Source organism: Candidatus Pelagibacter sp. HIMB1782 (assembly GCF_052047475.1).
In the GTDB taxonomy this organism is placed as follows: Bacteria; Pseudomonadota; Alphaproteobacteria; order Pelagibacterales; family Pelagibacteraceae; genus Pelagibacter.
Map to the genome: position 1 here is coordinate 557571 of NZ_JBNAKE010000001.1, position 13295 is coordinate 570865.

General features: G+C 31.7%; 13 protein-coding genes. All 13 read right to left on the reverse strand.

The genetic code is table 11. The features are described 5' to 3' along the window. Positions 1–37: 37 nt before the first annotated feature. Genes ACTTAO_RS02895 through rplS form a run of 13 tightly spaced genes read right to left on the reverse strand, consistent with a single transcriptional unit; the run spans position 38 to position 13290 of the window. Complete coding sequence (locus tag ACTTAO_RS02895) at positions 38–817, reverse strand: succinate dehydrogenase iron-sulfur subunit (RefSeq protein ID WP_440675733.1); 780 nt, start codon at positions 815–817, stop codon at positions 38–40. After that, the gene (gene sdhA, locus ACTTAO_RS02900) at positions 817–2592 is read right to left on the reverse strand and encodes a succinate dehydrogenase flavoprotein subunit (protein WP_440690828.1); all 1776 of its coding nucleotides are present in this window, start codon (positions 2590–2592) and stop codon (positions 817–819) included. The genes ACTTAO_RS02895 and sdhA overlap by 1 nt, the downstream gene beginning before the upstream one ends. After that, a complete protein-coding gene (sdhD, locus tag ACTTAO_RS02905; RefSeq protein WP_440635420.1) occupies positions 2592–2918 on the reverse strand; it encodes a succinate dehydrogenase, hydrophobic membrane anchor protein in 327 nt (108 codons plus the stop codon). The genes sdhA and sdhD overlap by 1 nt, the downstream gene beginning before the upstream one ends. A 1-nt stretch (position 2919) precedes the next feature. Beyond that, positions 2920–3303 (reverse strand): succinate dehydrogenase, cytochrome b556 subunit, encoded by a 384-nt coding sequence (sdhC, locus tag ACTTAO_RS02910; RefSeq protein ID WP_440690829.1) that lies wholly within the window; start codon positions 3301–3303, stop codon positions 2920–2922. Continuing rightward, positions 3293–4300 (reverse strand): aspartate-semialdehyde dehydrogenase, encoded by a 1008-nt coding sequence (locus tag ACTTAO_RS02915; RefSeq protein ID WP_440690830.1) that lies wholly within the window; start codon positions 4298–4300, stop codon positions 3293–3295. The genes sdhC and ACTTAO_RS02915 overlap by 11 nt, the downstream gene beginning before the upstream one ends. A 15-nt stretch (positions 4301–4315) precedes the next feature. Beyond that, positions 4316–5425: a dimethylsulfoniopropionate demethylase gene (locus tag ACTTAO_RS02920; RefSeq protein ID WP_440690831.1), complete on the reverse strand. Its 1110-nt coding sequence runs from the start codon at positions 5423–5425 to the stop codon at positions 4316–4318. After that, positions 5422–6198 carry an alpha/beta fold hydrolase gene (locus tag ACTTAO_RS02925; protein WP_440690832.1) on the reverse strand — a complete coding sequence of 259 codons (777 nt, stop codon included), beginning with the start codon at positions 6196–6198 and terminating at the stop codon, positions 5422–5424. Before ACTTAO_RS02925 ends, ACTTAO_RS02920 begins: the two co-directional genes overlap by 4 nt. 8 nt (positions 6199–6206) lie before the next feature. Next, complete coding sequence (locus tag ACTTAO_RS02930) at positions 6207–7823, reverse strand: acyl-CoA synthetase (RefSeq protein ID WP_440690833.1); 1617 nt, start codon at positions 7821–7823, stop codon at positions 6207–6209. Positions 7824–7825: 2 nt separating this feature from the next. Further along, positions 7826–9589: an acyl-CoA dehydrogenase family protein gene (locus tag ACTTAO_RS02935; RefSeq protein ID WP_440650859.1), complete on the reverse strand. Its 1764-nt coding sequence runs from the start codon at positions 9587–9589 to the stop codon at positions 7826–7828. Positions 9590–9615: 26 nt separating this feature from the next. Next, positions 9616–10722 (reverse strand): 3-isopropylmalate dehydrogenase, encoded by a 1107-nt coding sequence (gene leuB, locus ACTTAO_RS02940; RefSeq protein ID WP_440690834.1) that lies wholly within the window; start codon positions 10720–10722, stop codon positions 9616–9618. Further along, entirely contained in the window at positions 10715–11320 is a 606-nt protein-coding gene (leuD, locus tag ACTTAO_RS02945) for a 3-isopropylmalate dehydratase small subunit (RefSeq protein WP_440613682.1), read from the reverse strand. Before leuD ends, leuB begins: the two co-directional genes overlap by 8 nt. After that, on the reverse strand, positions 11321–12724 hold the full coding sequence (gene leuC / locus ACTTAO_RS02950) for a 3-isopropylmalate dehydratase large subunit (protein WP_440650858.1): 1404 nt from the start codon (positions 12722–12724) through the stop codon (positions 11321–11323). A gap of 11 nt (positions 12725–12735) precedes the next feature. Next, entirely contained in the window at positions 12736–13290 is a 555-nt protein-coding gene (gene rplS / locus ACTTAO_RS02955; RefSeq protein ID WP_440690835.1) for a 50S ribosomal protein L19, read from the reverse strand. Positions 13291–13295 lie beyond the last annotated feature (5 nt).

Sequence of the window (13295 nt, forward strand, 5' to 3'; positions counted from 1 at the left end):
ATACGGTCTTTTAAATCAAAAAAACTTAATAGTCTATTTAAACATTGGCCGTAGCTAACATTTTTTTAATTTCTGCAATTGCTTTTGCTGGATTTAACCCTTTAGGACAAGCATTTGTACAATTTAAAATAGTATGACATCTATAAAGTTTTAATTCATCAGCAACTTTTTTTAATCTTGCTTTTCTTTCTTCATCTCTGCTATCAACAATCCATCGATATGCTTGCAGAAGCACTGCTGGACCCAAATATTTGTCTCCATTCCACCAATAACTTGGGCAAGATGTTGAACAACATGCACACATAATACATTCATAAGCGCCATCAAGTTTTGCCCTATCTTCTTGAGATTGATAAATTTCTGTTGTTTCTTTTTTTGAATTATTTTTTAACCAAGGTTCAATAGATTGATACTGTTTATACAAACCATCTAAATCACCAATTAAATCTCTTTTAACTTTCAAGTGCGGTAGCGGATATATGTCTATATCTCCATCAATTTCCGAATGTGGAGTTGTGCACGCTAAACCATTTTTGCCACCCATGTTCATAGCACAAGAACCACAAACGCCATGAGCGCAAGATCTTCTATAAGCTAATGTTGGGTCAATTTCGTTTTTAATTTTATTTAAAATATCTAAAACTTTTGAAGGACAATTATCCATATCGACTTCATAAGTATCAATTCTTGGATTTTCTTCGGTAGAAGGGTCCCATCTATAAACATTTACTTTTCTAAGATTTTTAGAGCCTGTTTTATCTTTAAAATATTTACCTTTTTTGACTTCAGAATTTTTTGGTAAATTCAATTGTACCATTAGTATACCCGCTCTTGTGGTGGGAAATATTGAACTTCATTAGTCAAAGTTGACTTGTGGACTGGTCTATAACTAATTTTTGTATTTTTTCCATCACACCAAGCAAGAGTATGTTGCATAAATTTATCATCATCTCTATTTGGATAATCATCTCTTGCATGAGCTCCTCTGCTTTCTTTTCTGTGATATGCAGATTCTACTGTTGTTACTGCTTGTCTAATTAAATTATCAAATTCTAAAGTTTCAACTAAATCAGTATTAAATACTAAAGATCTATCTTTAACAGAAATAGAGTCCATTCCATCATAAGTTTTTCTAATATCATCAACGCCTTCTTTTAAATTTTTTTCTGTTCTAAATACTGCACATTTAGATTGCATTGTTTTTTGCATTGAAAGTCTAAGTTCTGCAGTACTATTATTTCCATCTGCATTTCTTAACTTATCAAATCTATCTAAACATTTTTGTGTCTCAGTCTCAGGTAGTTCTTCATGAGGAGTTCCAGGTTTAACTAATTCTGCTGCTCTTTTTGCTGCGGCTCTTCCGAATACTACTAAATCAATTAATGAATTAGAGCCAAGTCTATTCGCACCATGAACAGATACACATGCTGCTTCTCCTATAGCCATCAGACCTGGAACAGTTTTTTCTGAGCCATTGACAGTTAAAACTTCTGCTTTGTAATTTGTTGGAATACCACCCATATTATAATGAACTGTTGGGACAACAGGTATAGGCTCTTTAGTTACATCTACATTTGCAAATAATCTTGCAGCATCAGTAATTCCTGGAAGTCTACTTTCAATAATATCTTTATCTAAATGACTTAAGTTTAAATGAACATGATCTTGATCTTTTCCAACTCCTCTTCCTTCATTTATTTCAATAGACATTGATCTACTAACAACATCTCTTGATGCTAAATCTTTTGCATTTGGAGCATATCTTTCCATAAATCTTTCACCCTTAGAGTTAGTTAGATAACCACCCTCACCTCTAGCACCTTCTGTTATTAACGTGCCATGACCATAAATTCCTGTTGGATGAAATTGAACAAACTCCATATCTTGAAGAGGCAATCCAGCTCTTAATACCATTGCATTTCCATCTCCAGTACAAGTATGCGCTGATGTAGCTGAGTAATAGACTTTCCCATATCCACCTGTAGCTATAATTACAGTATGAGCTCTAAATCTATGGATTGTTCCATCATTTAAATTCCATGCAATTAATCCCTTGCACGCTCCATCTTTCATTAAAAGGTCTAATGCAAAATATTCTATAAAAAACTCAGTGTTATGTTTTAAGGCTTGTCCATAAAGCGTATGAAGAATTGCATGACCAGTTCTATCCGCAGCAGCACATGTTCTTTGTACAATTCCATTTCCATAATTTTTTGTCATTCCACCAAAAGGTCTTTGATATATTTTTCCCTCTTCAGTTCTGCTAAATGGAACTCCATATTTTTCTAATTCTAAAACAGCTTTTGGAGCTTCTTTACATAAATACTCAATACTATCTTGATCTCCTAACCAGTCTGCACCTTTAACCGTGTCATACATGTGCCATCTCCAGTCATCTTCTCCCATGTTTCCAAGTGCAGCTGAAATACCTCCTTGTGCAGCAGATGTGTGGCTTCTAGTTGGAAATACTTTTGAAATACAAGCTGTTTTCAATCCAGCTTCGCTTAACCCAACAGCAGCTCTCAAGCCAGATCCGCCAGCTCCTAAGACAACTACATCATATTCATGATCTATAATATTATAAGCGCTCATTATTTTAGATTAAGTAAAATTATTATTGTTAATAATGGGATGATTATAGCAGAAATATAGAGAAGTCTGTTTGCGACATATTTGGTTTTTTCATTAGAAATATAGTCTTCAAAAACCTCACTAATACTTAAGGCAGAAAAAAAATAAGCAAAAATTAAAAATATACTAAATAAAAACTTATTTGTTTTGTTTGAAAAAAAACTAACCACTTCAGAATAATCTCCATCATAAACTGATATGAAATTAATTATAAACCAAAACATTAAAGGGACTAAAATTATTGATGATAATTTTAAAAACACCCATTTTTTTGTAGCTAAATTCATATTAAAAAAAGTTTTTTCCAATTAAGTAAAATAAAATAGTTAAAATTAATGAACCAAAGATCACCATCAAACCTGTTATACGAGTAGTCTTCAGTTCATAGCCATAACCCATATCCATTATTAAATGTCTGATTTCACTAAGTATTTGAAAACTAAAAGACCAAGCTAACCCTATTGCAACAAATTTTCCAATAAACGAATTAAAAAAAAAGTTTATCGAATCATATTTTGGTTCTCCTAAAATTAGCCAAGAAACCCAGACACAAACTAAAGTTATTGCTAAGATATTTATTATTCCAGTAATTCTATGAGAAATAGATACTAATGATGATATGTGCCATCTATAAATTTGTATATGAGGAGAAAGAGGTCTTTTACTTTCCATAAAAATTATTTTTTATTAATGTTTCAGCAATTTCAACTGCATTTAAGGCTGCACCTCTAAGTAAATTATCTGAGACAATCCACATATTTAAGCAATTCTTTTTAGTCTTATCTTCTCTAATTCTTGAAATGAATGTCTCATCTTTTCCAGCCGCTTCAAGTGGTGTTGAATATCCACCATCTTGTCTCTCATCAATAACTTTACAGCCTTCCATTTTCTCAAGACATTCTTTAATTTGATCAATTGTAAATTCTTTTTCTAATTCTAAATTTACTGCTTCAGAATGAGAAACTAAAACTGGTACTCTTACACAAGTTGCTGATAATTCAATATTTTGATCTAGAATTTTTTTAGTCTCATTGGTCATTTTTAATTCCTCTTTTGTGTATCCGTCATCAGCAAATACATCGATATGTGGAATTAAATTAAATGAAATTTGTTTTGTAAAATTTTTTGATTCAATTGCTTTGTTTTCTAGTGCTAGCTTAGTCTGTTCTACTAATTCATCCATTGGTGCTTTACCACCACCAGATACTGACTGATATGTAGCTACAACTACTCTTTTTATTTTAAATAAATCATGGATTGGTTTTAATGGTAAGACTAATTGTGCAGTTGAGCAATTAGGATTAGCAATAATATTTTTTTTTATATTTTTTAAGTCATCTGCATTTACTTGAGGTACAATTAAAGGAACATCAGGGTCCATTCTATAAAAACTAGAATTATCTATTACAATGCTCTCGCTTGCTGCTTTTGAAGCATAAGCTTCTGAAATTTTTCCACCTGCTGCAAAAAAAGTAATTTTTGCTTTTGAAAAATCAAAAGTCTCTAAATTTTCAACTTCTATGTCTTTTCCTTTAAAATTAATTTTTGAACCCGCACTTCTTTCAGATGCAACTAAAAAAATTTCTGAAATAGGCAAATTTTTCCTCTCAAGTACTTCTAGTACTTTTCTTCCAACATTGCCCGTGGCTCCGACTATAGCTATATTCATGATGGGGTTGTTATACTAAATGAAAGGTAAATCGCAAACTTTTCCAGCGCAATTATGTCCATTTACAACAACTTTTACATTTTGCTCAGGATTCCAGTATCCTTTTTTCATCATAGCTATACCAATTACTTTTTTGAAGTGAGGTGAATAGCAAGCAGATCTTAATTCTCCAATTAGGTTGTTGTTTTCATCTGTCAAATCTAGAGAACCTGTTACACTGATTTCATTAATATCAATTTTTATACCCATCAATTTTTTGGTAATTCCTTCTTCTTTTATTTTTATTAATTTTTCCTTACCCAAAAACTTTGCATCACTATCTAAGTTAACATACTTGTCAAAACCACACTCAAACGGGTTATCATTGTTATCCATATCGTTTCCAAATGATAATAGAGCACTTTCAATTCTCTCTATTAAATTAGGGCATCCAGGCTTAACATTAAATTCTTTACCAGCTTCAAATAAATGATCATATAATTTTTGACCAGACTCTGTATTTTGAACATAAATTTCATAGCCACCTTGCTTAGACCAACCTGATTGTGCAATTAAATGGTCAACTCCTTCAAAATTAAAATAATCAAATCCAAAAAATTTCAATTTAGTTATTTTTTCGCCAAATACTTTTTCCATTAACTTAAATGATTTTGGACCTTGAACAGCCATGATGTCTACATTTGGTTCAAAGATTTTCACATCAAATTTATTTCCAATTGCTAATCCTTTTGCAAATAAAATTACATCAGAGTCTGCAATGGATATCCACCATTTCTCCTGACTTAATCTCAGCACTACAGGATCATTAATTAATCCACCTTGGTCATCTATAATAGGACAATAATAACATCTACCATCTTTAGATTTAGATAAATCTCTACAAGTCATTAATTGAACTAATTTAGCTGAGTCTTTTCCTGAAATTTCAACTTGCCTTTCTGCTGCAACATCCCAAATTTGAACATGTTCTTTTAAGTGATGATAAGAATCTTCTACAGATCCAAAGGCTGCTGGAAGCAACATATGATTATAGATTGTATAAGCTGTTACACCTTGTTTTTCTATTCTTGAAGTATAAGGTGTACTTCTAAGTCTTCTAGATTTTGCTATTGAATAATTTTTCATTTATTTAAAAAATCTAAAACCTTGTCCCGCATTTCAAATGCTTTTTCAATCATAATCATATGCCCACATCCTTCAATTACATGAATAGTTGAATTTTTGATTAATTGAGAGAATTTTTTTCCAGATTCTAAATTAACCATTTTATCTAAAGAACCAAAAACAAGCATTGATGGAACCTCGATAGATTCAGCTGCTGTTGAACCATTTTTGTAATTATTACAAGCTATAAGATCTACAGCAAGTATTTCACTTATATCTTTTGGAGATTGAATAATTCTTTCAACTGGATTTCCACCTATAAATTTTTTTGAACCTTCATATCCCCACTTCATCATTAACTTTACTGCATCAGAATCTCCATTTTCTGCAAGCTCAATCAAATCAGGATGAACAGGCATTTTATTAGATCCACCTACAAAGACTATTTTTTTTAGTCTATCTTTGTATCTATGGGAATACTCAAGTATTTCTAAACATCCTTGTGAATGACCAACTAAAATTAAATTTTGAAGATCTAAGGCATCAAATACAAGTTCCAACCATTCTGCTATTTCCTCAATAGTTTTTAAACATGGCCCCTCAGAATTTCCATGTCCTGGTAGATCAATAGATAATACATTGAAATTATTATTTGAAAAAAATTGCTCACTTAATGACCAAACAATATGAGATAAGCCACTTCCATGAAGAAAAACAATGGTATCTTTGTTTTTATCTATACCTTTGCCATTGTCTGAAGCAAAAATACTTTTATTTTCGATTTCAAAATTCAATTAGATTCCTAAACTTTTTTTCTCAGTTCAAACTTCTGTATTTTTCCAGTTGATGTCTTAGGTAGTTCGCAAAAAACAACCTTTTTGGGAACTTTAAATCCAGCCAAAGTTTCTTTACAAAAATCAATTAATTCTTTTTCACTAACAGGCTTATCTTGAACCATCTCGATGAAAGCACAAGGTACTTCTCCCCATTTTTCGTCTGGTTTAGCAACTACCGCTGCTATTGAAACTGAAGGATGTTTAGACAATGTATTTTCAATTTCTATTGATGAAATATTTTCTCCCCCTGAGATAATAATATCCTTCGATCTATCTTGGATTTTTACATATCCATCAGGAAACATAACTGCCAAGTCACCACTATGAAACCATCCATCTTTCATTGCTTTATCGGTAGCTTCTTTGTCTTTAAAGTAACCTTTCATTACTACGTTTCCTCTAATCATGATCTCACCGATAGTTTTTCCATCTTTAGGAACTTCTTTCATCGTTTCTGGATCTAAAACTGTTACTCCTTCTGTATTAGGATACCTTACTCCTTGTCTTGCTTTAATCTCATTTTGTTTATCTTCATCTAAATCATTCCATCCATCATTCCACGCACATTGTGTAACATGACCATATGTTTCTGTAAGACCATAAACATGCATAACTTCAAATCCAAGAGATTTCATTTTTTTAAAAATAATACTTGGCGGAGGTGCTCCAGCAGTTAAGACATAAACTTTATGCTTTAATTTTTTTCTATCACTTTCTGGAGCTCCAGTTATCATATTTAAAACTATTGGTGCTCCTCCAAAATGAGTAATGTCATATTTATCAATAAGCTCAAAAATTTTCTTAACATCAATATTTCTTAAGCAAATTGTTCTTCCATTTAACATTGGAACTGTCCATGGATAGCACCAGCCATTACAATGAAACATAGGTACAACTGTTAAAAAGTTTAAACGATTAGGCATGTTCCAGGCAACAGTACTTCCCGTAGACATTAAGTACGCACCTCTATGATGGTAAACAACACCTTTAGGATTGCCAGTTGTACCTGAAGTATAACTTAAAGATATTGCCTGCCATTCATCATCAGGCATTTTCCAATCAAAATTTTCATCTCCAGTATTTAAAAAACTTTCGTATTCTAAATCTCCAATTTTTTCCAATTTCGATTGATCAGCATGTTTGTCGTTAATGTCTATAACAGTGATATTTTTATTTAAATTTTTTAAAGCTTTTTTTACTTCTACATGTAATTGTCTATCTACAACTAATACCTTCGCATCACTATGATTTAAAATATAATTAATTGTATTGGCATCTAATCTTATATTTATTGTGTTTAAAACTGCTCCTGTCATTGGAACTGAGTAGTGTGCCTCAAAAATTTCAGGAGTATTAAAAGCTAAAAAAGATACTGTGTCTCCTTTTTGAATACCAATTTTAGTAAGTGCACTGGCAAATTTTACTGCTCTTTTATAAACTTCATTCCAAGTATAGCTTCTATCCTCATAAACTATAGCCTCATAATCAGGATAAACATCTTTGGCTCTTTGTAAAAATGTTAGTGGTGTTAATGGAACATAATTTGCATTATTTCTATCCAGATTAATGTCGTAATGATTCATTATTAATTAAATTTAAACTTCATTATATTTGAGCTACCTGAAACTGCAGATTTATAATGATATTCTGCTCTTGGTAACACTTTTTCAAAGTAGAATGTAGCTGTATTAATTTTGTCTGAATAAAACTCTTTATTTTCTTCATAATCTTTAAAACTGATTTCTAAGATTTTTATCCATGAAAAAGCAATCGAAATATAACCAAGTGTTTTTAAATAGTCATTTGCAGCTGCAGAAACATCATCTTTTTCGATTTTACTTTTATCTACAATCCAACCAGTGAACTTTGATAAAATATCAAGATAATATGTAAGATCTTTTGTAAAAGATTTTACCTTTTCATGTTTGTTTTCACATTCAGATTTTATCATTTCTAAAAATTTAGAAATTACATCACCATTTCTATTTATTAATTTTCTAAATACTAAATCAGCAGCTTGAACTGAATTAGTTCCTTCGTATATCGGTGTAATTCTGTTATCTCTGTATAACTGTTCAATACCTTGGTCTTTAGTATAACCGTACCCTCCATGAATCTGCATAGCATCACTCGTAATCTCCATAGCTAAATCAGTAAATAAAGATTTAACTACAGGTGTCATCAAAGAAACATAATCAGAAGCTTCCTGTTTAATTTTTTCATCTGGATGATGAAGACTAACTTCAGTTTGTTGAGACAGCCAAAAGCATAAAGCTCTTTCTCCCTCAATTATTGATTTCATGTTTAATAAAGTTCTTCTTATGTCTGCATGGTCAATAATAAAATCTGCACCATTTGTAGATTTAGAATTATTAGTTTTTCCTTGTTTTCTCTCTTTTGCATAAGCAAGTGAATTTTGGTAAGCAATTTCTGAAATACCCAATCCCTGAATACCGACTACAATTCTTTCAAGATTCATCATAGTAAACATTGCATTTAAACCTTTGTCCTTAGGACCAATCATGTATCCTGTTGCATCATCAAAGTTTAAGACACAAGTTGCCGAACCTTTAATTCCCATTTTTGTTTCAATAGATCCTGTTGAAATACCATTTCTTTGTCCAACCGATCCATCTTGATTTACTAAAAACTTGGGTACTAAAAATAAACTTATTCCTTTTGTTCCAGGAGGAGAGTCAGTAGATCTTGCTAAGACTAAATGAACAATGTTTTCTGTTAAGTCATGATCACCTGATGTGATAAAAATTTTTTGGCCAGTTATTTTATAAGTTCCATCGGATTGACTAACTGCTTTTGTTTTAAGTAAACCTAAATCGGTACCACAAACAGGTTCTGTTAAGCACATCGTGCCACTCCATTTACCTTCTACAATTTTAGGTAAATATTTATCTTTTATTTCATCAGTAGCGTGATGATTAATACAATTGTATGCTCCAATACTTAATTCACTATAAAGTTTAAAAGATAAACTAGCTGAAGACAGCATTTCGTCAAAAAAAGCACTAACTGTTTTTGGCATTCCTTGACCACCATATTTTGGATCGCATGACAATGAAGTCCATCCATCCTCAATATATTTCTGATAAGCTTCTTTGTATCCTGGTGGTGTTCTAACTACACCATTTTCTAAAATTGCTGGATTTTCATCGCCTGCTTTAGCAAGTGGTAAAATTAAATTTTGATTGATTTTAGCTGCTTCTTCTAAAATATCTTTAACCAAATCTGAGCTAACTTCGTTATATCTTTCAAGATCATTATAATTTTTGTTATCTCTTAATTTTTCATAGAGAAACATCATATCTTTGACAGGTGCAGAATAACTTGGCATTTAAAAAGCTTAGAATACTTAGAGATTTATTGCAATTTTGAAATTATCGCATCGCCCATTTGCGAGGTAGATACTTCTTTCATGCCCTCAGAAAGGATATCTTTCGTTCTTAGACCGTCATTTAATACAGCTTGTACAGCATTTTCTAAAGCATCAGCTTCATTATCAAGATCTAAAGAATATCTTAAAGCCATTGCAAAACTTAATACTGTTGCGATTGGATTTGCTAGCCCTTTTCCTGCAATATCAGGAGCTGAACCATGTATAGGTTCATACATTGCTCTCATTTCACCATCTTTATTTTTTGCACCTAAAGATGCAGAAGGTAATAACCCTAAAGATCCTGTTAACATTGAAGCTTGATCTGAAAGCATATCACCAAATAGATTATCAGTAACAATTACATCAAATTGTTTTGGATTTCTAAGTAATTGCATTGCACAGTTATCTGCAAGCATGTGACTTAGCTCAACATCTTTGTATTCTTTTTCATGAAGTTCCTGAACTTCCTCTTTCCATAGTTGTCCAGCTTCCATCACATTAGATTTCTCACAAGAGGTAACTTTGTTTGATCTTTTTCTAGCAAGATCAAAAGCAACTCTTGCAACTCTAGTAATTTCACTAGTAGTATAAGTATGAGTGTTTATTCCTTTTCTTTCACCATTTTCTATTGGTTTAATACCTCTCGGTTCACCAAAATAAATTCCACCAGTTAATTCTCTTACAATCATTATATCTAAACCAGAAACCACTTCTGGTTTAAGTGTTGATGCGCCAACTAATTGTTCAAAACATATTGCAGGTCTCAAATTTGCAAATAATTTTAATTCTTTTCTTAATTTTAATAAAGCTCTCTCAGGTTTTTTTGAAAACTCAATATTATCCCACTTAGGTCCTCCTACTGCACCAAGCATGACAACTTCACTCTCTAAAGCTTTATAAAAAACTTCATCTGTTATTGGTGTACCGTGTTTATCGTAAGAACATCCACCAGCAAGATCTTCATCTATTTCAAAGTCTAAGGATTTTTTATCATTGAACCAATTAATTATTTTTTTAACCTCTTCAATTACTTCAGGTCCAATACCATCTCCTGGTAATAATAGAATTTTTCTTTTTTTAACTTTAATCATTAAAAATCCAAGGTTTTTTATCTTTTAATTGATTTTCAAAATTTTCAATTTTGTCAGATTTTTTTAAAGAAAGAGCAATGTCGTCTAAACCTTCTAGCAAACATTTTTTCTTAAATGGATCTATTTCAAATTTAATTTCGTTGTTTCCATAAATAATTTTTTGATCATTTAAGTCTACAGAAATTTCCTCTTTTCTATTTGCGTATTCAGAAAGTTCTTTTATTTTTTCTTCTTCGAGAATTATTGGTAAAATTCCATTTTTAAAACAATTACTATAAAAAATATCTGCATAACTTGAACTAATCACACAAGTAATTCCAAAATCTAACAATGCCCATGGAGCATGCTCTCTTGATGAACCACACCCAAAATTGTTTCCTGCAATTAAAATTTTTGAGTTATTAAATGGTTCTTGATTTAATACAAAATCATTAATTTCTTTTCCATTATCGTCATATCTCATTTCAAAAAACAAATTTTTTCCAAGTCCAGTTCTTTTTATTGTTTTTAAAAATTGCTTAGGAATAATCATATCTGTATCGATATTTACGATTGGTAAATAAGCTGGAATACTTTTTAATGTATTAAATTTTTGCATTTAACTTTGATACTTTCTTACATCATCTAAATTACCTGAGATTGCAGCTGCAGCTGCCATCCCAGGGCTTACTAGATGCGTTCTACCGCCTCTTCCCTGTCTTCCTTCAAAGTTTCTGTTTGAAGTAGATGCGCATCTTTCCTCTGGTTTTAATTTATCTGCATTCATTGCTAAACACATAGAACAGCCTGGCTCTCTCCATTCAAATCCTGAATTTACAAATATTTTATCTAAACCTTCTTGCTCAGCTTGTTCTTTAACTAATCCTGACCCGGGAACTACAATAGCATTTACATGAGATGATATTTTTTTGTCCTTTAAGATTTTGGCAGCTTCTCTTAAATCTTCAATTCTTCCATTTGTACAGCTTCCGATAAATACTTTATCTATCTTGATATCAGTTGCTGCCATATCGGGTGCTAATCCCATATATTTTAGTGCTCTTTCAATTGAGTTCTTTTTATCCTCATCTTTTTCATTTTGAGGATTAGGTACTTTTCCATCAATTGTAATTACATCTTGAGGTGAAGTTCCCCAAGTAATCATCGGTAATATATCATTTGCATTAAGATTTATTTCTTTATCAAAACTTGCATCAGCATCTGTTTTTAAACTCTTCCAGTATTCCAGTGCCTTTTCCCAATTTTCTCCTTTTGGAGACATGGGTTTACCTTTTAAATATTCAAATATTTTTTCATCTGGAGCAATTAATCCAGCTCTTGCGCCACCCTCAATGGTCATATTGCAAATAGTCATTCTCTGTTCAACACTCAAAGATCTTATTAAATCTCCTGCATATTCAACTACACAACCTGTTCCACCTGCAGTACCAATCTTTCCAATGATTTGAAGTATTACATCTTTAGATGTTACTCCTAATGGAAGTGTTCCATTAACATTAATTCTAAAATTTTTTGCTTTCTTTTGAACGAGTGTTTGCGTTGCTAGAACATGTTCAACTTCAGATGTTCCAATACCAAAAGCTAATGATCCAAAAGCTCCATGAGTTGCAGTATGACTATCTCCACATACAATAACTGTTCCTGGTTGAGTAAAGCCTTGTTCTGGTCCAATAATATGAACAATTCCTTGTCGTTTATCATCCATACCAAAAAGCTGCACACCAAATTCCTTACAATTTGATTCTAATGTATCAACTTGTATTTTAGATTCCTGGTCTGATATCCCTTTAGTTCTATCTGTCGTTGGAACATTATGGTCAGCAACAGCTAAAGTTAAATTAGGATGACGAACTTTTCTATTTGAATTTCTTAAACCTTCAAAAGCTTGTGGACTAGTAACTTCATGAATTAAGTGTCTATCGACAAACAATAAAGCTGTTCCATCTTCTTGCTGATCTACTAAATGATCATTCCAAATTTTATCGTAAAGAGTAGTGGACATTGAAAAAAAAATTATTTTTTTTCTGAAGTACTTTCTGTTGATTGTTCGGCAGTAGCTTCTTCTTTCTTAGGGGCTTCTTCTTTTGGAGCTTCTGCAGTTGGTGCTGCTTCTACTTTAGGAGCCTCTTCCTTTGGAGCTTCTGTTGGTGGCGCTACATTTTCTTCAGTAACTGTTTCAGGTTTTGCATCAACATCAATACCAATTTTTTTTCTAATTTTTTCAGCAATCCTTGCTGATTTACCTGTTCTATCTCTTAGATAATATAATTTTGCTCTTCTTACTTTTCCTGATCTAATAACTTTAATTGAGTCAATTAGAGTTCCATAAAGTGGAAATGTTCTTTCAACACCTTCACCAAAAGAAATTTTTCTAACTGTAAAAGACGAGTTTAAATCTCTGCTTTTTTTTGCAATACAAACGCCTTCAAAATATTGAATTCTCTCTTTTTTTCCCTCTGTAATTCTAACACCTACTTTAACTACATCTCCAGGGTAGAATTCAGGTATCTTTTTTTCTGAAAGTATTTTTTTAACGTTATGTTGATTTATCTCTTCAATTGTTTTCATAGTTA